Raw genomic sequence first — 21726 nt, 5'->3', positions numbered from 1 at the left:
CCCTAAACCCGCGCCATGTTGGACACACCCGAAGACATCCACGCCCTGTTCGCAGGCGCCCCCGCAACCACCGAGTTCAAGAAGCTCCGCAAGCGCATCGTGCGCCAGACCCGCGAGGCGATCGAGCAGTTCGGCATGGTCGAGCGCGGCAGTGACAAGCCGAAATGGCTGGTCTGCCTGTCCGGAGGCAAGGACAGCTACACCCTGCTTGCCGTCCTGCATGAGCTGCAATGGCGCGGTCTGCTGCCGGTGGACCTGTTGGCCTGCAACCTCGATCAGGGCCAGCCGGGATTTCCTGCCACCGTCCTGCCCGAGTTCCTTGAACGGATGGGCGTGCCGCACCGGATCGAGTACCAGGACACCTATTCTATCGTCATGGACAAGGTCCCCGAGGGCCGCACCTTCTGCGCGCTGTGTTCGCGGCTGAGACGAGGCAACCTCTATCGCATCGCCCGCGAAGAGGGTTGTTCGGCCGTTGTGCTCGGACACCACCGCGACGATATCCTCGAGACCTTCTTCATGAACCTCTTCCACGGCGGTCGCCTGGCCACCATGCCGCCGAAGCTGGTCAACGAAGAAGGGGACTTGTTTCTCTACCGCCCCCTCGCCTTCGTGGCCGAGGCCGATTGCGACAAGTTCAGCGCTGCAATGGGGTATCCCATCATCCCCTGCGATCTCTGTGGGTCGCAGGACGGGCTGCAACGCCAGCAGGTTAAGGCGATCTTGGATGGATGGGAAAAGAACAGCCCCGGCCGACGGCAGGTGATGTTCCGGGCGCTGATGAACGCCCGTCCGTCGCACCTGCTGGACGCTGGACTTTTCGATTTCGCAGGACTGGGACTGAAATAGGAAAAATTTTAGGAAAGTTCCGGCAATGTTCTCTTGGTTGATTAACGTCTGAGTGAAGGGCCTCCGCTAATTCTGTCCGCAACGTTTTATCGCGGACAGGAGCGTCAATGCCGGTCACCTCTGCCATCAGCGCCGCGGCAATGCGCCCGTTACTGCGCAGCAAGCGGGCCGGTCGCGCGTTGCCCGTCCTGTTCGCGATGGCCGCACTGGGGGCCTATTGGCTCGGGGGTGAAACGCCGCTGGCTATCGTGGCAGTCGGGGGGCCTTTGACTTGGCTGGCGGTGCTGACCCTGGCCTCGGGCCGCGTGTCCCTGCCAGATCGGGACCCCGTCAGCGGACTTGAGCTAAAGGACGGTTTCGAGGAACGCGTTCAGGCCGTACTCGATACCTGCCGTGCCGAAGGGCGGACGACAGCGGCCCTGTTCATCGAATTAGACGAACCTGCGGAATTGGCCGACCGATTCGGCCCTGCGGCCTGCGAACGAGTGATCGATGTGGTGGCGGGCCGCCTTGGGTCAGGGATGCGCGGCGCTGACACTCTGGTGCGGCTGGGCGACTGGCAGATCGGAATCCTGCTGGCTCCGGTGCGGCGGCTCGATGTCGAGACCGCGGTGCAGATGGCCGTTCGCATACAGTCCTTTTTCGAAGACCCGATGCATATCGACAGGGCTCCGCTCTACGTCTCGGCGAGTATCGGGTTCTGTCTGGCCGCCCGTGCACCCGCACCCGATGCCGCGGCGCTTCTGGACGCAGCCCATGTCGCGCTCTACGAAGCGCGCCGCCATGGGCCGGGCGCGATCCGGGCCTACTCGCCGGATCTCCAGCGCAGCCGCAGGCAACGGGCCACGATGATGGACGAGGCGGTCAAGGCGCTTGAGAACGGCGATATTTCCGCGTGGTTTCAGCCACAGATTTCGACCGATACGGGCCGGATATCCGGGCTGGAGGCTTTGGCGCGCTGGATGCACCCGGTCCGCGGGCTGATTCCGCCCTCGGATTTCCTGCCGGGGCTCGAAGCTGCGGGCCTGAGCGACCGGCTCGGGGAAGTGATGCTTTACCAGGCGCTTTCCACCCTGCGCGGTCTCGATGCCTCGGGCGTGGAGGTTCCGCACGTCGGTGTCAACTTCACAGCCACGGAGTTGCGCAATCCGCAGTTGGTCGAGCGGCTTCAATGGGAGCTGGACAGGTTCGATCTTGCGCCCGCGCGGCTTGCGGTGGAAATACTGGAACATGTCGTCGCCGGTGCCCCCGATGACATCACCGTGCGCAACATCGCCGGGCTCGCGGACATGGGCTGCCTCATCGATCTGGACGATTTCGGAACCGGCCACGCCTCGATCACCTCGTTGCGACGATTCGCCATCACGCGGCTGAAGATCGACCGGTCCTTCGTGACGAACTGCGACATCGATCCGGATCAGCAGCGTATGATCACCACGATCCTGACCATGGCCGAGCGGCTGGAACTGCAAACCCTCGCCGAAGGCGTCGAGACGGTCGGCGAGAACGCGCTGCTCGCGCAACTGGGGTGTGACCACGTGCAGGGCTTCGGGATCGCGACCCCGATGCCGGGTGACCAACTGGCCGATTGGATCTCCACCCATGACACCCGGATTGCCCGTCCGCCGCAGATCGCCCCCCTGACCGATCTGACCCGCCGCCGCGGCGACTGACCTTCGCAACGAGCTGTGCGTCACGTGACGGCCATGGTCAAGACGCCGGACCGTCCCCGCACCACCGCGACGCCAATGGACGCATCCCCGGCGAATATGCCACTCTGCCCTTGACCTTTCGGCCGCCGAACTGTTGAACCCCGGCTGATACACAAGGACAGGTGACGGTCCCTCATGGACGATCAGAACAAGAACCTCATCCTCGCAACCGCGCTCAGCTTCGTCGTGATCCTGATCTGGTTCGTGCTCTTCCCGCCGCCCGAGCCGGAGGTCACCGACCAGACCGCGCCGGTGGCCGAGGACGTCACGACCCCGGTGGGCGACGTTGCCGCCACGCCGGATGCCGCGCCCGACACCGCGCCTGCGACCGAAGAGGCTGCCGCCGACACCGCGGATGACGCAGCGCGCGTCGAGATCGAGACCGAGCGCCTGTCCGGCAGCATCTCGACCCTCGGCGGCCGCATCGACACGCTGGCGCTGAAGGATTACCGCGAAACCCTCGATCCCGGCGCCCCGATCGTCAGCCTGCTGAGGCCCGTGGGCGAGGCCGGCGCCTATTACGCGCTCTATGGCTGGGCCGCAGGCCAGGGCCTGAGCCCCGAGCTGGTGCCCGGGCCCAACACGCTGTGGCAGGTCGAAGGCAGCGCCACCCTGACGGAAGACAACTCCGTCACGCTGACCTGGGACAATGGCCAAGGCCAGGTCTTCACGCGTGAGATCGCGGTGGACGAGAACTACATGTTCACCGTCACCCAGAGCGTCGAGAACACTGGCGAAAGCACCATCTCGCTTGCCCCTTACGGTATCCTCGCCCGCCATGGCGAACCCGCCGACCTGAAGAACTTCTTCGTGCTGCACGAAGGCGTCGTGGCCATGGCCGACGGCGAACTGGCCGAAATCGACTATGACGACATGACCGATTTCGACATCGACCCGCGTGAAGGTGCGCAGGCCGAGGTCACGCAGGTTACGGAAAACGGCTGGATCGGCTTCACCGACCACTACTGGATGACCACGCTGATCCCGACCCCGGGCGAGGCGTTCAAATCCGCCGCAAAGTATGACGCCCGTCGCGACATCTATCAGACCGAAACCGTGCTGCCGACCCGCCAGGTCGGGCCCGGCGCACAGGTCGCGGTGACGACCCAACTGTTCGCCGGCGCCAAGGAATGGGACACCATCCGCGAATACCAGGCCGCCGGCGTCGACCGCTTCATCGACTCGATCGACTGGGGCTGGTTCTTCTTCCTGACCAAACCGATCTTTGCCGTGCTGCACTGGCTCAACCAGCTGATCGGCAACATGGGCTGGGCGATCATCGGATTGACCATCATCATCAAGGCACTGCTCTTCCCGCTGGCCTACAAATCCTATTCCTCTATGGCCAAGATGCGCGAGCTTCAGCCCGAGATGGAAAAGCTCAAGGAACGCGCTGGCGACGACCGCCAGAAGATGCAGCAGGAGATGATGGCGCTCTACAAGAAGGAAAAGGTCAACCCGGCCTCGGGTTGCCTGCCGCTTCTTCTGCAGATCCCGATCTTCTTTTCGCTCTACAAGGTGATCTTCGTCACGCTCGAGCTGCGCCACGCCCCTTGGATCGGCTGGATCAACGACCTATCGGCCCCCGATCCGTCGTCGCTTTACAACCTTTACGGGCTGCTGCCTTGGGCCGCGCCCGAGCCGGGCACCATCCTTGCGCTGATCTTCATCGGCATCCTGCCGCTGCTTCTGGGCGTGTCGATGTGGCTGCAACAAAAGCTGAACCCGGCCCCCACCGACCCGACCCAGCAGATGATCTTTGCCTGGATGCCCTGGGTGTTCATGTTCATGCTCGGCAGCTTCGCAAGCGGGCTGGTGATCTACTGGATCGCCAACAACACGATCACCTTCATCCAGCAGTACCTGATCATGCGCAGCCATGGGTACAAGCCGGACCTGTTCGGCAATATCACCGGCAAGAACAAGAAGAAGGCTGCGGAAGCCGCCAAGAAATGACCGGCAGGATCACCGATATCCTGCGCTATCCCATCAAGAGCCATGGCCGAGAGGCCGTGGCTCGCATCGCTTTGACTGCCGGGCAAAGCCTGCCGTGGGACCGGGCCTGGGCGGTGGCGCACGAGGCTTCGGAGGCGGATGGAACGGAATGGGTGCCCTGCCGCAACTTCACGCGGGGTGCGAAAGCGCCGGGTCTGCAGGCGATTGAGGCCACGCTGGACGAGGCAGAAGAGACCGTCACCCTGCGGCATCCGACGCTGGGCGCACTCAGCCTTCAGCCCGACACAGAAGGCGACAGGCTGATCGATTGGACCCGGCCCCTGGTGCCGGACGGCCGCGCCGGATCGGACCGGGTAGTGCGGGCGCAGACCCGCGGAATGACCGACAGCGACTTTCCCTCGGTCACGCTCTGCAACATGTCCTCGCACCGGGCCGTGTCTCAGAAAATTGGCCGTGAGCTTTCCATCCATCGCTGGCGCGGCAACATCTGGTTCGACGGACTCGCCCCCTGGGAAGAGTTCGACTGGATCGACCGCGAGGTCCGCGTCGGCACCGCCGTCGTGATCCCACGCGAGCGCACCACACGCTGCCTGATGACCCACGCCAACCCCGAAACCGGTACGCATGACGCCGACATCCTCGGCACGCTCGAGACCTGGGATCATCGGGATTTCAGCGTCATGGCCGAGGTGGTGGAAAGCGGGCACATTGAAATCGGCGACAAGATCGGACGCGCATGACCAACCTTCCCTTTCCCATCGCCGAAGAGCCCGACGCGCAGTCCCGCGAAAAGGGCCGCCTGCTGTTTGCGGGCGAAAAGGATTTCCTGAAGGGCGTGGTGGCCATGTCCGGCCTACCGCCCGACGACCGGATCGAGATCTGCTTTGCCGGCCGCTCCAATGTCGGCAAGTCCAGTTTGATCAACGCGCTGACCGGCCGAAAGGGCATCGCGCGGGCCTCGAATACGCCGGGCCGCACGCAGGAAATCAACTTCTTCACGCTGGCCGACAGCCACTACCTTGTCGACCTGCCTGGCTACGGCTATGCCAACGCGCCGCTGCCGGTGGTCGAGAAGTGGCAGAAGCTGCTGAAGCAATACCTGTCCGGCCGCCAATCCCTGCGCCGCGCCTTCGTGCTGATCGACGCACGGCACGGGGTCAAGAAGGTCGACGAAGAGATCCTCACCCTGCTCGACAAGAGCGCGGTGACGTTTCAATGCGTGCTGACCAAGGCCGACAAGGTCAAGGCGGCCGAACGTGACAAGGTGCTCGATCAGGTGCGCAAGCGGCTCTCGGCGCATCCGGCGGCCTTCCCCGAGATCGTGGTAACCTCGTCCGAAAAGGGCGATGGGATCGAGACGCTGCGCGCGATCATCGCGACCCTGATCTGAGGCCGCGGGCCCCCGTTCAGAGGATGACGCGTCAAGCTCTAAACGGGATTCGCCGGCCTCGAACAGCCGTTCAGTGGAAGCTGAAAGCGAAGCCGCGCTTGGAGATCGATGCCAGAGGCAGATTGACGCCATCTGCCTCTGGCCTACCGACTAAAAGCCTTCCGCGTTACTGCGCGTCGAAGCTGGCGATGGCCTTGGAGAGGTCCTCGTCGTCGTTCTCACGCAGCTCGGTGGTCACGACACCGGGCAACGCGCCGAACTGTTCGCTCAGGCTGACCGGAAAGAACGTCGGGCGGATCGATTCGAAGCCCGGCAGTTGTTGCAGAAGCTTCGCCGTCGATTGGGAACAGAAGGACTGCGCCACAGGTCCGTTCGAGATTGCCAGTTGCAACGCCTTTTCCGCGACCTCGGGCGACACCTCGATCCGCTGGATCACCACGTAGTGGGTGCTGCGGGCATGGGCGCGAGCATAGAAATCCTTGACCTTGGGTGTGATGCCGTAAAGCACGTCGGCCCGCTCGGCGATACGCGGATGCTGCACCGAGCCGGCCGGATCGAAGATCACCCGCTGCGAGCCGTTGATCATCAGGCTGGTGTGCGCCCCGGCCCCGCTGCGGGTGTTGATCATCGTGTAAAGCGTCAGTGCGGGCGGCCCGTCATGGCGATAGGCGGCACGGGACACGACCTCCGGGTCGTCGTAGCGGGTGCGCTGTACGGTCTCGCCGCAGGCAGCCAGCATCAGCAGGCCCAGACAGGCCGCGATCAGCTTGGGCATGGGTACGGACCGATCAGGTGTTGAAGATCGCGAGGAAAATCAGCACCAGAATGCTGACGATCACCACACGCATCGACCAGGTGACGAAGCCGTTGAAGGTTTCTTCCTGAACGGTGATGTCCATTTCGCCGTGCTTGTGATCGTGATGATCGGCCATGTCGTTGTCCTCTGAACTGGTTTGCCGCCGATGTAACGGATTCCCCGGGCGGTGTCACGCCCGTGCGACCGCGCAATTATGTCGCTTCCGGATCGTTCCGGGCCGCATCCCCGAGCCTCTGCGCCAGCCGGAAGCCGATACGGCGCGGGGCATCGTCATCGGTGGGTTTGCGCAGCGCCCGCAGGATCACGTTCAGCTGGCTGACATGCTGAACAAGCTGGGTGCGCCGCCCGGCAGGATCGGTGCCGTAGAAGGTCAGGATGTCGGGGTCGAAGTACCCCATTCCCTCGATCCGGAGCGTGCCCGCGTCCGAGCCGGTGAAACCCATCGCGGCCTCGTGTTCGCTGTCCAGTTCGGCCTCGAAGTCGCGGATATAAAGCACCAGCCGCTCATAAGCCCATTCCGCCGGGCTCTTGCGGCCGACGGGCTTGTCGGTGACGCAGCCGTCGTGCGCCGGCGCAGCGCCATCCTCAAGCGCCGAAACCTCGACCCGGCGGGGCATGGCGTCCGATTCGGCGGCCTCGGCAGTGGTGGAAATATCATCTTCGTGCATGTGGCCTCACTTTCAGCGGCAGGGCGGTGGTGTCCTTGATGTCCTCCATCACGAAGCTGGCGGAAATGTCCGAAAGCGGCACCATGGCGATGAGCTTCTTGTAGAAGGCATCATAAGCAGGGACGTCCGCAACCCTCACCCGAAGGATATAGTCCAGATCACCGGACATGCGATGCGCGCCGGTGATTTCCGGCAAGGTGCTGATCGCGCGGTTGAACTTCGTCATCCAGTCGGCGTCATGGGCGTTGGTGCGCACCAGCACGAAGGCCTGCAACGGACAGCCGATCTTGCCCGCGTCCAGCAGTGCAACGCGGCCCCGGATCACGCCCGCATCCTCCAACTGCCGCATCCGCCGCCAGCAGGCATTGCGCGACAGACCCGCGGCCTCGGCCAAGGCATCCATGCTGAGCGTGGCATCCCTTTGCAGGGCGGCGAGAATTCTGAGATCAAGTTCGTCAAGCTTGGGCATGGGCGGGATTTTGTCCCAACATTGACAGCATATGCAAGTGAATTTGGGACCTGCCGATGCGTGGCATCCGATAGGATGCAATCAGACACCGTAAGGAGACCCCCATGCCCGCCACGCAAGGCCCCGCCAGCTTTTTCACCGCACACCCCGCCAAGGTCGGGGAAACCTACTTCGGACACATGCGGTTTGCGCTGCGCTTCTCGGGCCTGCTGTTCATGGCCGCAGGTGCCGCGCTGGTGCACGCGGTGTTCCCCGCCTTGTTTGAGACGACCGCCGGCCGGCTGGTGACCCGCCTGCATGACATGATCACGCGGCGACACTGAAACGTCAGTCCCTTGGCGCGGCGGCGCGGCGCAGGCGGTCATTGATCGCCCGCCCCAGACCGTGTTCCGGGATCGGTGCCACCGCAATCACCCCTGCGCCGCGCGCATCCAGCGCATGCAGCGCACCGAAGAGGCCAGCGGCGGCCTCGTGCAGGTCGCCGCTGGCCGACAGGGTCATGTCGCCCGCGACCGCGCCAAAGCCCAACAGAACCTCGCCGGTACGCGCCTCGGTGGCGTTCAGCCTGAGACCGGCTGCGGGCGCGTAGTGTGACAAAAGCTGCCCGGGGGCCGAGGGCGCCTCGGCCGAGCCGCCGGTGTCCAGCGGCCCGCCCAACATCGCCTCGAGCGCTTCGGCAGGCAGCCCTCCGGGGCGCAGCAGCACCGGTTCGGGCATGACCGCCACGATGGTCGATTCCAGCCCGACCTCGCAGGCCCCGCCATCCAGCACCGCTTCGATCCGACCGTCGAGACCGGCCAGTACATGCGCCGCCGTTGTCGGGCTGATCCGCCCCGAAGGATTGGCAGAGGGTGCCGCCAGCGGGCCGTCGAAGGCGCGCAGCAGTTCCTGTGCCAGCGGATGCGCCGGCACACGCACCGCCAGCGTCGCCAGCCCGGCGGTCGTCAGCTCGGAAATTCCGGCATCCGCGCGCAGCGGCAGAACCAGCGTCAGCGGCCCCGGCCAGAACGCCTGCGCCAGCCGGTCGGCCATGTCCAGCCATTCGACGTAGCGCCGCGCCATCGCCACATCCGCCATATGGGCAATCAGGGGGTTGAAGCTGGGCCGCCCCTTGGCAGCATAGATCCCCGCCACCGCAGCGCCGTCCCGCGCGTCGGCGCCCAGCCCGTAGACCGTCTCAGTCGGAAAGGCGACCCGGCCACCGGCACGCAACACATCCACTGCGCGTGCCACGCCGTCTTGCGCCGGAGTAAGCCGTTGAGTAATCACCTGAGCCATGAATGAGCCGTGACGCCGCGTTTGGGTTGCTGGAAAACTGCGCCCGCGTATAGCTGTCGGGGACCTTTATGCAAAGCCTTTGTCTGGATGGATCCCATGGCCTATATCGCACCCCTAAACGACTACGACCTGATCCTGCGCCACGTGGTCCCGTTGGCGCCCGTGTCCGGCACCGACAAGTTCGCCGAAGCCACCTCCGACATGGCGCAGGCCGTGCTGTCCGAAGCAGCGAAACTCTGTGAAGAGAAACTGGCGCAATACCAGCGCAGCGGCGACCTGCACCCGGCGGTGCTGGAAAACGGCGTGGTGCGCACCTCGCCCGGATTTGCCGAGGGCTACAAGGCGATCGGCGAAGGCGGCTGGATCGGCATGTCGGCGGACCCCGCGCACGGCGGCATGGGCCTGCCAATGATGCTGACAACGGCGGTCAACGACATGATGTCCAGCGCGTGCCTGTCGCTGCAATTAGCGCCGCTGATGAGCCAGGGCCAGATCGAGGCGCTGGAAAACCACGCCTCGGACGCGTTGAAAGAGCTGTATATCCCCAAGCTGATTTCGGGCGAATGGACCGGCACCATGAACCTGACCGAGCCGCAGGCCGGATCAGACGTCGGCGCGCTGCGCTCGAAGGCAGAGCCCAATGGCGACGGCACCTATGCGGTTTCGGGGCAGAAGATCTTCATCTCCTGGGGTGACAATGACTTCGCGGCCAATGTCTGCCACCTCGTGCTGGCCCGCCTGCCCGACGCCAAGGCAGGCACCAAGGGCATCTCGCTGTTCCTTGTGCCCAAGTACATCCCCGATGAGAACGGCGAACCCGGCAAGGCCAACTCGCTCCGTGTCGTCTCGCTCGAACACAAGATGGGCCTGCATGGGTCGCCCACCGCAGTGATGGAATACGACGGCGCCACCGGCTGGTTGGTGGGCGAACCGAACGACGGCATGCGCGCGATGTTCACCATGATGAACAACGCCCGACTGGGCGTCGGTGTGCAGGGTCTGGGTCAGGCCGAGGCCGCTACGCAAACCGCGCTTGCCTATGCCATGGACCGCAAGCAGGGCCGCACCCCGGTCGAGGGCGGCACCGGCACCATCGTGGACCACGCCGATGTGCGGCGGATGCTGGCCACCATGCGCGCCGACACCTTTGTCGCCCGCTCCATTGCCGTGGCCTGTGCACAGGCCATCGACATGGGCCATGCCACCGGCGATCCCGCGTGGACCGCGCGTGCCGCGATGCTGACGCCGATCGCCAAGGCCTTCGGCACCGAAACCGGGATGCGCGTGGCCGAGACCGGTGTGCAGGTGCATGGCGGCATGGGCTTCATCGAGGAGACCGGCGCCGCGCAGTTCTATCGTGATGTCCGGGTGACGGCGATCTACGAAGGCACAAACGGCATCCAGGCGATGGACCTCGTAGCCCGCAAGATGATGGACGGCGGCGAGGCCATGAACGCCCTGCTGGACGAAATCGAAGCCCACGCCGAGGGGCTGCGCGGCACCCTGCCCGATCTGGCCGAACCGGTATGGCAGGCCTCCGAGACCCTGCGCGAAGCGGTGGACGCGCTGGCCAGCATGACCGACCTGAACGAACGCTTCGCCGGCGCCGTACCCTTCCTGATGGGCTTTGCCCGGGTACTGGGCGGGCATTACCACCTCAAGGCCGCGGAATCCGAAGGCGCGGACAGCGCCCGCGGCCGGCTCGCCCGGTTCTACATCGAGCGTCTGCTGCCCAGTCACGCCAGCCTGCTGGAAGAGGCCCGTATCGGCGCGGCCTCGCTCTACGCGATCACGCCCGAAGACCTTGCCTCCTGATGGACGGCGAACGCGGCGGCATACGGTATCCATGGCCCGAGCCGCCAGCTGAAGGCGAAGCGATAGAGGTCGCCCAAGGTATCCTCTGGATGCGGCTGCCGCTGCCGATGGCGTTGGATCACGTCAACGTCTACGCGCTGGATGACGGCGACAGTTGGACGATCGTCGACAGCGGCTTTTCCTCGAAACGCACGCGGGCGATCTGGGAAAGGCTGCTGGCCGGGCCGCTGGCGGGCAAACCCGTGGGCCGCATCGTAGTGACCCACCATCACCCGGATCACGTCGGCCTCGCCGGTTGGTTCCGGTCCGAGAAGGGCGCGGACCTCTGGGCCACCCGAACCTCATGGCTGATGGCGCGGATGCTGACCCTGGACGAGCAACACGTGCCCTCGCCCGAGACGGTGGCATTCTGGCGCTCCTGCGGGATGGATCCCGCGATCCTCGCCCAGCGCCAGACAGACCGCCCCTTCAACTTCGCCGACACCGCCTGGCCCTTGCCACTGGGCTTCACGCGGCTGCGCGAGGGCGGCGAAATCACCATGGGCGGCCGCCGCTGGCGCGTGCGGCTCGGTAATGGCCATGCCCCGGATCACGCCACGTTCTGGAGCCTCGACGACCACCTTGTGCTGGCGGGTGACCAGATCTTGCCATCGATATCCTCGAACCTCGGCGTTTATGCCACCGAGCCCGAGGCCGACCCGGTGGCCGAGTGGCTGGAAAGCTGCGAGAGGTTCCTGACCTTTGCGCGTGAGGATCACCTCGTGCTCGGGGGTCACAAGCTGCCCTTCACCGGGCTGCCCCTGCGCCTGCACCAGTTGATCGACAACCATCATGGCGCACTGAAACGGCTTTCGGCGCATCTGGCCCGGCCACACACCGCAGCCGAATGCTTCCCGCCGCTGTTCAAGCGCACCATCGGAGAGGGCGAATACGGGCTGGCGCTGGTCGAGGCCATGGCACATTGCCTGCACCTCTGGCACGAGCAGCGCGCGACCCGCGTCATGCGCGACGACGGCGCGTGGCTCTGGCAAAGCCACTAGGCGCGCGCGCGTCCCGGATCAGGCCCGTGACGGGGTCATCTCACGCATGTCCGGCGGTCGACGAAAGCGCCAGCGCATCGACGCCAAGTTCTTTCAGCGCCGCCTCCCAGCGGTCCTGGTCCGGCAGGCCGAACAGCAGATCCGGGGTGGCCTCACAAGTGAGCCATCCGTTCTGCGCCAGTTCCGCCTCCAACTGCCCCGGCCCCCAGCCGGCATAGCCCAGCGCCACCAGCTTGCGCTTCGGGCCACGTCCGGCGCCGATCTCTTCAAGCACATCGATAGTGGCGGTCATCGACACCGCATCGTCCACTAGCAGCGTTGCCACCGGTGACTTGTAATCCGGCGTGTGCAGCACGAATCCGCGCGCCTGCTCGACCGGACCACCGAAATGGATGCGTCCGGGGATGAAATCGTCGGTCACCGACAGGTCAAGCTGCTTCAGCAAATCTCCCAGGTTCAGATCCGCCACCGGCTTGTTGATGATCAGCCCCATCGCGCCCTCCTCGGAGTGGGCACAGAGGTAAACCACCGAATGCGCGAACCGAGGGTCAAGCATGCCCGGCATGGCGATCAGCAATTGTCCGGTCAACTCGCTGGTATCGGCCTCGGTCTCGGTCATGCGCGCTGCCTCATGTTCTGATCCTTCGTTCAAAGATGGGCCGAAGCACGGCAGAGGGCAAGGCTCGCCACAAAGTGAGTTGGATTTCAGGGGTCCTTCACGCATGTGATAAGGTATGAAACACCATCTTCTGACCCTTGCCGCCTGTATGATCGGCCTTGCGTCTTCCGCTATCGCACAGTCCGACATCGCGCGGGCCGAATTCCTGCCCGGCTGGCGCAAGGCCGACGGCACGCATGTTGCGGGTGTGCTGATCGACCTGCAACCGGGGTGGAAGACCTATTGGCGCAGCCCCGGCGATGCCGGCATTCCGCCGCGGTTCGACTGGGCCGGCAGCCGCAATGTCGGGTCGCTCGGCATCCAGTGGCCGACGCCGAAGGCGATGGATCAAAACGGCATGACCTCGGTCGGCTATCCCAGCGATGTCGTGGTGCCGCTGATCATTCGCCCCGGTGCCTCCGGTCGCAAGGTGCGCGTCAATGCAAGGATGGAACTGGGCGTCTGCAAGGACATCTGTGTTCCGGCAGAGCTGACCTTCAGCGGCACCTTGCCCGCCGAGGGCAAACGCGATCCTCGAATCGTTGCCGCATTGGCAAATCGCCCGCTGACGGAACGCGAAGCCGGTGTGGGTCAGGTCGCCTGTCGCATCTCGCCGGCGCGCGGGGGCCTCGCGCTGACGGCAGAGATCAACATGCCGCCCGCGGGCGGGACCGAATTCGTGGTGATCGAAACCGCCAACCCCGCGGTCTGGGTGGCCGAGGCGCAAACCCGCCGCAGCGGCGACCGCCTGATCGCCACCACCGAGATGAGCCACGTCGAAGGCGCGCCCTTCGCACTGGACCGTTCAGGCCTGCGTATCACGGTGCTGGGCGCCGATCGCGCGGTCGACATCAAGGGGTGCGAGGGGCGGTAGGCCGCCCCCCGAAAGCCGTCAGCTGCCTTCGTCGGCGGCGTCTTCCATCTCCGGCCCGACGTCCTTGAGGAAGGCATAAAGGTCACGCGCCTCGTCTTCCTTCCGCACCCGGAACGACATTTTCGAACGGGCCGAGCTGTCGTCCAGCACTTCCTGAATGTGGCCCTTCGGGTCCATCACGTAAGCTACGAAGTTGGCCTCGTCAAAGACCAGCCCGGCCTCGCCTGCGGCCACCATATCCTTGCCATAGCGGAAATCCTCGACGACGCCCGCGGTGCGACCCACCACACCATAGAGGTTCGGTCCGGTCTTTGCCTTCTTGCCGGCCAGTACCTCGCCGTCGTCATCCATCACGACATGGCAGGACTGGCACTTGCGGAAAGCTGTTTCGCCGGCCTCCGCATCGCCGGTCGCCGTCAGGTCAAGATCGGCGGCGTGGCTTTCGGCCCAGGCGGGGGCGGCCAGTGCCATGGCCAGAGTCGAGCTCAGAACAAGCATTTTCATGATCGGTGTCTCCTCACAATCTGAGGCAAACACATAGCAGCGCGACGCTCTGGTCAAGCCACCCGACCACGCTGATTGGTCGGATTGACAGGCCTTCGGGCGGGGCCGATGGTCGAATTGACAGGCCCGCGCCAGGGCGCGGGTTGATTTGGCGGGCCACCGCGGGTAACGCAGGACGCCATCGCCGCCAGCAAGACGAGGATCACATGGACACGAAGGTTCCCGCCTGGGTCGACGGCGTTCTGACGCCGGTCGGGAAGCTGGAAGCGCACGAGAAGGGCCTGCGGCACAAGGCGGTATCGGTTTTCGTTCTGGACGGCGACGCCGTGCTGCTGCAACAGCGCGCGGCAGGCAAGTACCACACGCCGGGACTCTGGGCGAACACCTGCTGCACGCATCCGCTGTGGGACGAGCCGGCGGAGGCCTGCGCGGTGCGGCGGCTAGACGAAGAGCTGGGCATCCGCGGCACCGTGCCGCAGTGGCTACAACAGGTGGAATACCGCGCCGACGTGGGCGGCGGCCTGACCGAGCACGAGGTGGTCGAGATTTTCACGGTGGCGGCCAGCCGTGACCTTGCGGTGACCCCCAACCCCGACGAGGTGCAGGCCGTCCGCTGGATGACCCGCACCGACCTGGAAGCCGACATCGCAGCCCACCCCGAGGCCTACACGCCGTGGATGCGCATCTACATGGCCGATCACGCCCCGGCGATCTTCGGAACGCGCTGACCAATCTGGCAACGGATCGGGCCGCCGCCCGCACTGGCGCGTTATGGCGCAAAGGTGTATCGGGGAGCAAAGACAAGAGGCAAACGCCATGGACACGGCATCCCCCCAGACGGTCACCGACAGCGGCAGGCGCGTGCTGCGGACCGAGGCGCAGGCGCTCGACACGCTGGCCGACGCGCTGCCCGATGATTTCGACGCCACGGCCCGCCTGCTGGCCGGGGTCGAGGGCCGCGTGATCGTTTCGGGCATCGGCAAGTCGGGCCACATCGGCCGCAAGATCTCGGCCACGCTGGCCTCGACCGGCACCCCGTCCTATTTCGTGCATGCGTCCGAGGCGAGCCACGGCGATCTGGGCATGATCACCCGGCACGATGTCTGCCTGCTCATTTCGAATTCCGGCGAGACGTCGGAATTGCGCGACATCCTGCTGCACACGCGGCGCTTTTCGATCCCGATGATCGGCATCTCATCTAACCCCGAGAGCACGCTGATGCAGGCCGCCGATTACAGGCTGACCCTGCCGAAACTGCCGGAAGCCTGCCCGATGGGCCTTGCCCCCACCACCTCGACCACGCTGACGCTGGCCCTGGGCGATGCGCTGGCGGTGGCGGTGATGGAATTGCGCGGATTCCAGTCCGAGGATTTCCAGGTCTTCCACCCCGGCGGCAAGCTGGGCGCGCAGCTGTCCCGCGTCGAGGATCTGATGCACGGCCCCGACATGCTGCCGCTGGTGCCCGCCGACATGACCATGGACGAGGTGTTGATCACCATGACCTCGAAAAGCTTCGGCATCGCCGCGGTGGTCGAGGGCGGCAAACTGGTCGGCGTGATCTCGGACGGCGATTTGCGCCGCAACATGGCCGGGCTGATGAAAAAGACCGCCGGCGAACTGGCCAGCCGCAACCCGGTAACGGTGACGCCGGACGTGTTTGCCGCGCAGGCGCTGGCCATCCTCAACGAGCGCAAGATCGGCGCGTTGATGGTGGTGGACGCAGACGATCACCCGGTCGGCATCCTGCACATCCACGATGTGCTGAAGGCAGGCGTGGCATGAAGACCGTCATCCTGATCCCTGCCCGCTATGCGTCGCAGCGCTATCCCGGGAAGCCGCTGGCGGAGCTGACGCAGAAAGACGGGTCGCGAAAGAGCCTCATCCAGATGTCGTGGGAGGCCGCGCAGTCCATCGCCGGCGTCGCCGAAGTCCACGTGGTCACCGACGACAACCGCATCCGCGACGCGGCCGAGGCTTTCGGCGCCTCGGTCCTGATGACCTCGCCCGAGGCGGAAAACGGCACCGCCCGCTGTGCCGAGGCGCTGGCGAGCGGAGCAATCGAGGCCGATCTGGTGGTGAACTTCCAGGGCGACGCGCCGCTGACCCCGCCGTGGTTCGTCGAGGACCTGATCGCCGCCATGCAGGCCGACCCGGGCGCGCAGATGGCCACCCCGGTGCTGCAATGCGACCCCGCCACCTACGCGATGTTCGTCGAGGATCGCCAGCACGGCCGCGTCGGCGGCACCACCGCCGTCTTCGGCGCCGATCACCGGGCGCTCTATTTCTCCAAGGAGATCGTGCCCTACATTGACCCGGGCAAGGTGCCCACGACCGACATCCCGGTCTATCATCATGTCGGCGTCTACGCCTACCGGCCCGAGGCGCTCAGTGCCTACACGTCATGGGGTGTCAGCCAATTGGAGTTGCTGGAGGGGCTTGAACAGCTGCGCTTCCTCGTCCACGGCACCCCGGTGCGCTGCGTCGAGGTGCAGGCCAAGGGCCGCGTGTTCTGGGAACTCAACAACCCCGCCGACGTGGCGCGGATCGAAAAGGTGCTGAGCGAGCAATGACCGACATGAAAACCGTCACCGTGGGCGAGATCGAGATCGCCGCTGACAAGCCTTTCGCGCTGATCACCGGGCCGTGCCAGCTCGAAAGCCTCGATCACGCGCGGATGATGGCCGAGAAGATCGCCCAGGCCTGCGCACCGACCGCGACCCCCTTCATTTTCAAGTCGAGCTACGACAAGGCCAACCGCTCGTCGATTGCCACCAAGCGGGGCCTCGGCATGGACGAAGGCCTGACGATCCTGTCGAAGATACGCGACGAATTCGGCTGCCCGGTGCTGACCGACGTGCATTCCGACGCCCAATGCGCACCGGTGGCCGAAGCCGTTGACGTGCTGCAAATCCCCGCCTTCCTCTGCCGCCAGACCAACCTGCTGCTGGCCGCCGGCGAAACCGGCGCGGCGATCAACGTCAAGAAGGGCCAGTTCCTCGCGCCGTGGGACATGGGCAATGTCGCCGACAAGATCGCCTCGACCGGCAACACCCGCATCTTGCTCTGCGACCGTGGCACCTCGTTCGGCTACAACACACTGGTCAGCGATTTTCGGGGCCTGCCGACGATGGCGCGGACCGGCTACCCGGTGGTCTTCGACGCCACCCATTCCGTGCAGCAGCCCGGCGGTCAGGGCACCACTTCCGGAGGCCAGCGCGAGTTCGCCCCGGTGCTGGCACGCGCGGCAGTGGCGGTTGGCGTCGCGGCGCTCTTCATCGAAACGCACCAAGACCCCGACAACGCGCCCTCCGACGGGCCTAACATGATCCCGGTGGACCAGATGCAGGCGCTTATCGGGCGGCTGGCCGCCTTCGACAGACTGGCGAAAGACCTGGGCTGACCGCATTCTTCACGCGGTCCCGGATCAGGTCCGGGGCGCGTCTCAGGTACAAGGATCCCCCCCATGCGCTCTGCCGAAGCCCTGACCCCCAAGGCCGCCGAGGACACCCCGCAGGGCTTTGTCTTCGCCATGGCCGCCTATGTGATCTGGGGGTTCCTGCCGCTCTACATGAAGCTCCTCGCCCATATCCCCCCGGTCGAGGTAGTGGCGCACCGGGTGATCTGGTCTGTACCGGTGGCGGGCGCAGTGCTGATCGTCCTGGGCCGGACCCGCGACCTGCGCGAGGCATTGCGCAGCTTGCGCACGCTGGTCTGGGCCTGCGTCACCGCGGCGCTGATCTCGATCAACTGGGGCATCTACGTCTGGGCCATCGCCAACGACCGGGCGCTGGACGCAGCGCTCGGCTATTACGTCAACCCGCTGTTCTCGATCTTCCTCGGCGCGGTGCTTCTGGGCGAACGCCTGAGCCGCGCGCAGATGGTCGCGGTGGGCCTCGCCGCGCTTGCGGTGCTGGTGCTGGCGATGGACGCCGGCCGCCTTCCCTGGCCCGCCATCGGGCTGATGCTGAGCTGGGGGTTCTATGCGTTGGCCAAGAAGCAGCTGCCGGTCGGACCCAATCAGGGGTTTCTGCTCGAAGTGTTGATCCTGCTGGCCCCGGCGCTGGTGTACTTCGGCTGGATGCAGACCAGCGGCCAGACCAACTTCGGCGCGTCGGCCATCGACACCGCGCTGCTCTTCGGTCTCGGTGCGGTAACAGCCGTGCCGCTGCTGTTCTATGCCAACGGCGCCAAGCTGTTGCGCCTGTCGACCATCGGCATCCTGCAATACATCGCGCCCACGATGATCTTCCTGATCGCCGTCTTCGTCTTCGACGAACCTTTCGGCACCTCGCGCATGATCGCCTTTCCGCTGATCTGGGCGGCGCTGGTGATCTACTCGGTCTCGATGCTGCGCCGCATGCGACGTGCCGGGGCTTAGCTTCGGCCCTTGCGGGACCGCCCCGCATTTGCGAGAGGGCAGGCCATGAGCGACTATCACCCCCCCGACACGCCGCTGGAAGTGGTGCACGAGGACCACGAAATCATCGTGGTCAACAAGCCCGCCGGCTTGCTGTCGGTGCCCGGCAAGGGGCCGGAGCTCGCCGATTGCCTGATCGCGCGCTTGCAGGAGGTGTTTCCGCAGGCACTCTTGGTGCACCGGCTCGACCGTGACACATCAGGCGTGATGATCTTTGCGCTCAGCGCCCACGCCCAGCGCCACCTCGGCCTGCAGTTCGAAAAGCGCATGGTCAAGAAGACCTATGTCGCGCGCCTCGACGGCCGGCTGGAGCCGCGCACCGGCACCGTCGACCTGCCGCTGATCGTCGACTGGCCGAACCGGCCCTTGCAGAAGGTCTGCCACGACACCGGCCGTCCAGCCCAGACCGACTGGCGCGTGGTTTCCTACGGCGCGGACGAGACCCGGGTGCGCTTCATGCCGAAGACCGGGCGCAGCCACCAGCTGCGGGTGCATGCCAAGGCGCTTGGCCACGTGATCCTCGGCGATCCGCTCTACGCCAAGGGCGCCGCCCGCGCGCACGACCGCCTGATGCTGCATTCCGAGGAACTGCGCCTGCGTCACCCCGACGGCGGCGCGGGTCTGAAATTCCGCGTCAAGGCGCCGTTCTGACACGGCTCTGAGGCGCCCCGCCCTTCTTCTGGCCGAAAATATCCCGGGGGTCCGGGGACTGGCCCCCCGGTCCGTCGGCGCGCGCAGGCGCGGCGACATCCTGCCAACCACCAGAAGCCTCAGGCTTCCGGCGCCGGGCCCTGCCCCCATCCCTCGGCCTGCATCTCGCGCAGGCGCGATGCCGTGCGTTCGAATTCAAACGCCCCCGACCCCTCGACATAAAGCATCTCGGGCTCCGCCGCGGCGCTGGCGATCAACTTCACCTTCGCTTCGTAAAGCGCATCGACAAGGGTCACGAAGCGCTTCGCCTCGTTGAAATTCGACCGGCCAAGCTGCGGGATGTCCTCGAGGATCAGCACCCGCGCGGCCTCGGCCAGCGCAAGATAATCCGCCGGCCCCAGCGGCCGCCCGCAGAGGTCGTAGAACCGCGCCCGCGCAACCCCGTTGTGGAACGCCGGGACCGTGACCTCGCGCTTGTTGACCACCAGCGTCAGCGGCGCCCCCTCGTCGCCGGTCAGATGCTCCCAGATCTGCTGGATCTCGGCGCGCGACGCCTCGTTGGCGGGCGTGAAGTACACCTGTGCGCCCGACAGCCGGTCCTGCCGGTAATCGCGCGGGCTGAGCAGTTCCCAGACCACCAGCCGCCCTTCGATGAGCTTGATGAAGGGCAGGAACAGCTGGCGGTTCAGCCCGTCCTTGTAGAGATCCCCGGGCACCCGGTTCGAGGTGGTCACCACCACCACGCCGGCGTCGAACAGGAACTCGAACAGCCGCCCCACCACCATGGCGTCGGTGATGTCGGTGATCTGCATCTCGTCGAAGGCCAGGCAGCGCAGGTCCTTTGCCACGTCCTTGGCCACCGGCGCCAGCGCGTCCTCGGCGCCCTGCTGGCGCGCGGCGTGCATGCCGCGGTGTATTTCCTGCATGAAAGCGTGAAAATGCACGCGGCGGACGGCCACCTCCTGCGCTTTCAGGGTGTCGACGAGAAGGTCCATCAGCATCGACTTGCCGCGCCCGACACCGCCCCAGAGATACAGCCCCTTCGGCGGCTCAGGCGCCTTGCGGAAGAAGCCGCGCTTGACCGGCTCGGTCAACGCCGCGCGAATGCGTTCGAATTCCGGCAGCACGGCCCGCTGCGCCTCGTCGGGCTCCAACGCGCCCTCAGCCACCTTGGCGGCATAGATGTCCTGCATCGTCTTCATGACCTGCACTTAACCCGCGGCGTTGGTCTTGCCCAGACCGCCCGCACCATTTCCCACCCTGTCCCGGGCCGCGAAGGGCCATCGCCACACACCCGAATTGCAGCCATCACAATTGCTGAATTGACCAAGCGTTCAGAACAAGTAGATTGCCGGCCTGATCCAAGGAGCCAGCCATGCAGGCCAAGACCCCCCTCTTCACGCCCGTCCTGATTGTCGGCTGCTTCATCATGCTGCTCAGCTTCGCCATCCGGGCCAGCTTCGGCGTGTTCCAGATACCCATTGCCGAGGATTTCGGCTGGCTGCGCACCGAGTTCTCGCTCGCCATCGCGATCCAGAACCTCGCATGGGGCATCGGCCAACCGCTGTTCGGCGCGGTGGCCGAGAAGATGGGCGACCGCGTGGCGATCGTGCTGGGCGGGGTGATGTATGCCGCGGGACTGGTGCTGTCGTCCTTCGCGGTTACGCCCGAGGCGCACCAGATGCTGGAAATCCTCGTGGGCTTTGGCATCGCCGGCACCGGCTTCGGGGTGATCCTTGCCGTGGTGGGCCGCGCCAGTTCGGACGACCACCGGTCAATGAGCCTTGCCATCGCCACCGCGGCAGGCAGCGCCGGGCAAGTGTTCGGCGCGCCGGTGGCGGAGTACCTGCTGAGCGTGATGGATTGGCAGTCGGTGTTTCTGGTTTTCGCAGCGGTGATCCTCGGTGCGCTCTTGGCACTGCCGCTGATGCGCGCGCCGCAGCCGGTCAGCCGGGCCGAACTGGAAGAGACCATGGGTCAAATCCTCAGCCGCGCGTTCCGCGATCCGTCGTATACGCTGATCTTCCTCGGGTTCTTCTCCTGCGGCTATCAACTGGCCTTTGTCACCGCGCACTTCCCGGCACTGGTGACCGAGATGTGCGGGCCGATCCTGCCCGGCGGCGTGCTGCATTCCATCGGCATCACGACGACCTCGGCACTTGGGGCCTGGGCCATAGCGCTTATCGGGCTGGCAAATATCGCCGGCACCTTGACGGCGGGGTATCTGGGCAAGCGCTATTCCAAGAAATACCTGCTGGCCGGCATCTATGCCGGGCGGACCATCGTCGCCGCTGCCTTCATGCTGTTCCCGATCACCCCGGCAACGGTGCTGCTGTTTTCGCTGGCGATGGGCTCACTCTGGCTGGCGACGGTGCCGCTGACCTCGGGGTTGATCGCGCATCTCTACGGGCTGCGCTACATGGGCACCCTCTACGGCATCGTGTTCTTCAGTCACCAGCTGGGCAGCTTCCTTGGCGTCTGGCTGGGCGGGCGGATGTATGACGTCTATGGCGATTACACCATGGTGTGGTGGATCGGCGTCGGCGTCGGCGCCTTCTCGGCCATCGTCCACCTGCCGGTGAAGGAACACCGGCCCCAGCCGGTCACGGCCTAGCCGAACCGTCGCCG

24 protein-coding genes are annotated in these 21726 nt (G+C 65.5%); 16 read left to right on the top strand and 8 right to left on the bottom strand.

The window, feature by feature from the left end:
• Positions 1–15 precede the first annotated feature (15 nt).
• The 5 genes from ttcA (at position 16) to yihA (ending at position 5907) form a co-directional block, all read left to right on the top strand.
• On the top strand, positions 16–849 hold the full coding sequence (gene ttcA, locus AC04PT_RS09450) for a tRNA 2-thiocytidine(32) synthetase TtcA (protein ID WP_482873402.1): 834 nt from the start codon (positions 16–18) through the stop codon (positions 847–849).
• Positions 850–956: 107 nt separating this feature from the next.
• Positions 957–2522: a putative bifunctional diguanylate cyclase/phosphodiesterase gene (locus AC04PT_RS09445; protein ID WP_482873401.1), complete on the top strand. Its 1566-nt coding sequence runs from the start codon at positions 957–959 to the stop codon at positions 2520–2522.
• Positions 2523–2696: 174 nt separating this feature from the next.
• Positions 2697–4517, top strand: a complete 1821-nt coding sequence (yidC, locus tag AC04PT_RS09440) for a membrane protein insertase YidC (protein ID WP_482873400.1) — start codon at positions 2697–2699, stop codon at positions 4515–4517.
• Positions 4514–5257, top strand: a complete 744-nt coding sequence (locus AC04PT_RS09435; RefSeq protein WP_482873399.1) for an MOSC domain-containing protein — start codon at positions 4514–4516, stop codon at positions 5255–5257. Before yidC ends, AC04PT_RS09435 begins: the two co-directional genes overlap by 4 nt.
• A complete protein-coding gene (gene yihA, locus AC04PT_RS09430) occupies positions 5254–5907 on the top strand; it encodes a ribosome biogenesis GTP-binding protein YihA/YsxC (RefSeq protein ID WP_482873398.1) in 654 nt (217 codons plus the stop codon). The genes AC04PT_RS09435 and yihA overlap by 4 nt, the downstream gene beginning before the upstream one ends.
• 166 nt (positions 5908–6073) lie before the next feature.
• Here the strand turns inward: yihA and AC04PT_RS09425 are convergent, their stop codons facing one another.
• From AC04PT_RS09425 to AC04PT_RS09410, 4 genes are all read right to left on the bottom strand, one after another.
• On the bottom strand, positions 6074–6682 hold the full coding sequence (locus AC04PT_RS09425; protein WP_482873397.1) for a hypothetical protein: 609 nt from the start codon (positions 6680–6682) through the stop codon (positions 6074–6076).
• Positions 6683–6695: 13 nt separating this feature from the next.
• Complete coding sequence (locus tag AC04PT_RS09420; protein ID WP_482873396.1) at positions 6696–6839, bottom strand: aa3-type cytochrome c oxidase subunit IV; 144 nt, start codon at positions 6837–6839, stop codon at positions 6696–6698.
• Positions 6840–6915: 76 nt separating this feature from the next.
• On the bottom strand, positions 6916–7392 hold the full coding sequence (locus AC04PT_RS09415; protein WP_482873395.1) for a DUF6173 family protein: 477 nt from the start codon (positions 7390–7392) through the stop codon (positions 6916–6918).
• The gene (locus AC04PT_RS09410; protein ID WP_482873394.1) at positions 7379–7861 is read right to left on the bottom strand and encodes an Lrp/AsnC family transcriptional regulator; all 483 of its coding nucleotides are present in this window, start codon (positions 7859–7861) and stop codon (positions 7379–7381) included. The genes AC04PT_RS09415 and AC04PT_RS09410 overlap by 14 nt, the downstream gene beginning before the upstream one ends.
• A gap of 104 nt (positions 7862–7965) precedes the next feature.
• On the opposite strand from AC04PT_RS09410, the gene AC04PT_RS09405 reads away from it, so the two are divergent.
• Positions 7966–8184 (top strand): DUF6356 family protein, encoded by a 219-nt coding sequence (locus tag AC04PT_RS09405; RefSeq protein WP_482873393.1) that lies wholly within the window; start codon positions 7966–7968, stop codon positions 8182–8184.
• A gap of 4 nt (positions 8185–8188) precedes the next feature.
• Here the strand turns inward: AC04PT_RS09405 and AC04PT_RS09400 are convergent, their stop codons facing one another.
• Positions 8189–9139 carry an L-threonylcarbamoyladenylate synthase gene (locus AC04PT_RS09400; RefSeq protein ID WP_482873392.1) on the bottom strand — a complete coding sequence of 317 codons (951 nt, stop codon included), beginning with the start codon at positions 9137–9139 and terminating at the stop codon, positions 8189–8191.
• A gap of 96 nt (positions 9140–9235) precedes the next feature.
• Here AC04PT_RS09400 and AC04PT_RS09395 point away from each other — a divergent pair, with 96 nt between their 5' ends.
• Positions 9236–10954 carry an acyl-CoA dehydrogenase family protein gene (locus AC04PT_RS09395; RefSeq protein ID WP_482873391.1) on the top strand — a complete coding sequence of 573 codons (1719 nt, stop codon included), beginning with the start codon at positions 9236–9238 and terminating at the stop codon, positions 10952–10954.
• On the top strand, positions 10954–11994 hold the full coding sequence (locus AC04PT_RS09390; RefSeq protein ID WP_482873390.1) for an MBL fold metallo-hydrolase: 1041 nt from the start codon (positions 10954–10956) through the stop codon (positions 11992–11994). The genes AC04PT_RS09395 and AC04PT_RS09390 overlap by 1 nt, the downstream gene beginning before the upstream one ends.
• A 40-nt stretch (positions 11995–12034) precedes the next feature.
• Here the strand turns inward: AC04PT_RS09390 and AC04PT_RS09385 are convergent, their stop codons facing one another.
• A complete protein-coding gene (locus tag AC04PT_RS09385) occupies positions 12035–12613 on the bottom strand; it encodes a YqgE/AlgH family protein (RefSeq protein WP_482873389.1) in 579 nt (192 codons plus the stop codon).
• 115 nt (positions 12614–12728) lie between these two features.
• Here AC04PT_RS09385 and AC04PT_RS09380 point away from each other — a divergent pair, with 115 nt between their 5' ends.
• The gene (locus AC04PT_RS09380; protein WP_482873388.1) at positions 12729–13526 is read left to right on the top strand and encodes a protein-disulfide reductase DsbD domain-containing protein; all 798 of its coding nucleotides are present in this window, start codon (positions 12729–12731) and stop codon (positions 13524–13526) included.
• A gap of 18 nt (positions 13527–13544) precedes the next feature.
• Here the strand turns inward: AC04PT_RS09380 and AC04PT_RS09375 are convergent, their stop codons facing one another.
• Positions 13545–14030: a c-type cytochrome gene (locus AC04PT_RS09375; protein ID WP_482873387.1), complete on the bottom strand. Its 486-nt coding sequence runs from the start codon at positions 14028–14030 to the stop codon at positions 13545–13547.
• Between the two features lie 206 nt (positions 14031–14236).
• Here AC04PT_RS09375 and idi point away from each other — a divergent pair, with 206 nt between their 5' ends.
• From idi to AC04PT_RS09345, 6 genes are all read left to right on the top strand, one after another.
• Positions 14237–14758: an isopentenyl-diphosphate Delta-isomerase gene (gene idi / locus AC04PT_RS09370; protein ID WP_482873386.1), complete on the top strand. Its 522-nt coding sequence runs from the start codon at positions 14237–14239 to the stop codon at positions 14756–14758.
• 88 nt (positions 14759–14846) lie between these two features.
• Positions 14847–15812: a KpsF/GutQ family sugar-phosphate isomerase gene (locus AC04PT_RS09365; protein WP_482873385.1), complete on the top strand. Its 966-nt coding sequence runs from the start codon at positions 14847–14849 to the stop codon at positions 15810–15812.
• Positions 15809–16600 (top strand): 3-deoxy-manno-octulosonate cytidylyltransferase, encoded by a 792-nt coding sequence (locus AC04PT_RS09360; protein ID WP_482873384.1) that lies wholly within the window; start codon positions 15809–15811, stop codon positions 16598–16600. Before AC04PT_RS09365 ends, AC04PT_RS09360 begins: the two co-directional genes overlap by 4 nt.
• The gene (gene kdsA, locus AC04PT_RS09355) at positions 16597–17430 is read left to right on the top strand and encodes a 3-deoxy-8-phosphooctulonate synthase (RefSeq protein ID WP_482873383.1); all 834 of its coding nucleotides are present in this window, start codon (positions 16597–16599) and stop codon (positions 17428–17430) included. The genes AC04PT_RS09360 and kdsA overlap by 4 nt, the downstream gene beginning before the upstream one ends.
• Positions 17431–17493: 63 nt before the next feature.
• Complete coding sequence (rarD, locus tag AC04PT_RS09350; RefSeq protein ID WP_482873382.1) at positions 17494–18408, top strand: EamA family transporter RarD; 915 nt, start codon at positions 17494–17496, stop codon at positions 18406–18408.
• A 45-nt stretch (positions 18409–18453) separates the two neighbouring features.
• Complete coding sequence (locus tag AC04PT_RS09345; protein WP_482873381.1) at positions 18454–19098, top strand: RluA family pseudouridine synthase; 645 nt, start codon at positions 18454–18456, stop codon at positions 19096–19098.
• A 119-nt stretch (positions 19099–19217) separates the two neighbouring features.
• On the opposite strand, the gene zapE is transcribed toward AC04PT_RS09345, so the two are convergent.
• The gene (gene zapE, locus AC04PT_RS09340) at positions 19218–20300 is read right to left on the bottom strand and encodes a cell division protein ZapE (protein WP_482873380.1); all 1083 of its coding nucleotides are present in this window, start codon (positions 20298–20300) and stop codon (positions 19218–19220) included.
• A gap of 173 nt (positions 20301–20473) precedes the next feature.
• Between zapE and AC04PT_RS09335 the strand changes: the two genes are divergently transcribed.
• The gene (locus AC04PT_RS09335) at positions 20474–21712 is read left to right on the top strand and encodes an MFS transporter (protein WP_482873379.1); all 1239 of its coding nucleotides are present in this window, start codon (positions 20474–20476) and stop codon (positions 21710–21712) included.
• The last annotated feature ends 14 nt before the right edge of the window (positions 21713–21726 follow it).

The sequence above is a fragment of the Litorisediminivivens sp. KMU-197 genome, assembly GCF_056858395.1.
The sequence above is the reverse complement of the archived record's forward strand: the minus strand, read 5'-3'. Positions and strand labels throughout refer to the sequence as shown.

Bases quoted from the DNA above. Each gene is read 5' to 3' on its own strand.
- AC04PT_RS09445 (WP_482873401.1), top strand. From the start codon at position 957: ATGCCGGTCACCTCTGCCATCAGCGCCGCGGCAATGCGCCCGTTACTG.
- AC04PT_RS09420 (WP_482873396.1), bottom strand. From the start codon at position 6,839: ATGGCCGATCATCACGATCACAAGCACGGCGAAATGGACATCACCGTT.
- ttcA (WP_482873402.1), top strand. From the start codon at position 16: ATGTTGGACACACCCGAAGACATCCACGCCCTGTTCGCAGGCGCCCCC.
- AC04PT_RS09410 (WP_482873394.1), bottom strand. From the start codon at position 7,861: ATGCCCAAGCTTGACGAACTTGATCTCAGAATTCTCGCCGCCCTGCAA.
- zapE (WP_482873380.1), bottom strand. From the start codon at position 20,300: ATGAAGACGATGCAGGACATCTATGCCGCCAAGGTGGCTGAGGGCGCG.
- AC04PT_RS09365 (WP_482873385.1), top strand. From the start codon at position 14,847: ATGGACACGGCATCCCCCCAGACGGTCACCGACAGCGGCAGGCGCGTG.
- yihA (WP_482873398.1), top strand. From the start codon at position 5,254: ATGACCAACCTTCCCTTTCCCATCGCCGAAGAGCCCGACGCGCAGTCC.
- AC04PT_RS09415 (WP_482873395.1), bottom strand. From the start codon at position 7,392: ATGCACGAAGATGATATTTCCACCACTGCCGAGGCCGCCGAATCGGAC.
- idi (WP_482873386.1), top strand. From the start codon at position 14,237: ATGGACACGAAGGTTCCCGCCTGGGTCGACGGCGTTCTGACGCCGGTC.
- kdsA (WP_482873383.1), top strand. From the start codon at position 16,597: ATGACCGACATGAAAACCGTCACCGTGGGCGAGATCGAGATCGCCGCT.
- AC04PT_RS09360 (WP_482873384.1), top strand. From the start codon at position 15,809: ATGAAGACCGTCATCCTGATCCCTGCCCGCTATGCGTCGCAGCGCTAT.
- AC04PT_RS09385 (WP_482873389.1), bottom strand. From the start codon at position 12,613: ATGACCGAGACCGAGGCCGATACCAGCGAGTTGACCGGACAATTGCTG.
- AC04PT_RS09345 (WP_482873381.1), top strand. From the start codon at position 18,454: ATGAGCGACTATCACCCCCCCGACACGCCGCTGGAAGTGGTGCACGAG.
- yidC (WP_482873400.1), top strand. From the start codon at position 2,697: ATGGACGATCAGAACAAGAACCTCATCCTCGCAACCGCGCTCAGCTTC.
- AC04PT_RS09375 (WP_482873387.1), bottom strand. From the start codon at position 14,030: ATGAAAATGCTTGTTCTGAGCTCGACTCTGGCCATGGCACTGGCCGCC.
- AC04PT_RS09335 (WP_482873379.1), top strand. From the start codon at position 20,474: ATGCAGGCCAAGACCCCCCTCTTCACGCCCGTCCTGATTGTCGGCTGC.
- AC04PT_RS09380 (WP_482873388.1), top strand. From the start codon at position 12,729: ATGAAACACCATCTTCTGACCCTTGCCGCCTGTATGATCGGCCTTGCG.
- AC04PT_RS09400 (WP_482873392.1), bottom strand. From the start codon at position 9,139: ATGGCTCAGGTGATTACTCAACGGCTTACTCCGGCGCAAGACGGCGTG.
- rarD (WP_482873382.1), top strand. From the start codon at position 17,494: ATGCGCTCTGCCGAAGCCCTGACCCCCAAGGCCGCCGAGGACACCCCG.
- AC04PT_RS09425 (WP_482873397.1), bottom strand. From the start codon at position 6,682: ATGCCCAAGCTGATCGCGGCCTGTCTGGGCCTGCTGATGCTGGCTGCC.
- AC04PT_RS09395 (WP_482873391.1), top strand. From the start codon at position 9,236: ATGGCCTATATCGCACCCCTAAACGACTACGACCTGATCCTGCGCCAC.
- AC04PT_RS09390 (WP_482873390.1), top strand. From the start codon at position 10,954: ATGGACGGCGAACGCGGCGGCATACGGTATCCATGGCCCGAGCCGCCA.
- AC04PT_RS09405 (WP_482873393.1), top strand. From the start codon at position 7,966: ATGCCCGCCACGCAAGGCCCCGCCAGCTTTTTCACCGCACACCCCGCC.
- AC04PT_RS09435 (WP_482873399.1), top strand. From the start codon at position 4,514: ATGACCGGCAGGATCACCGATATCCTGCGCTATCCCATCAAGAGCCAT.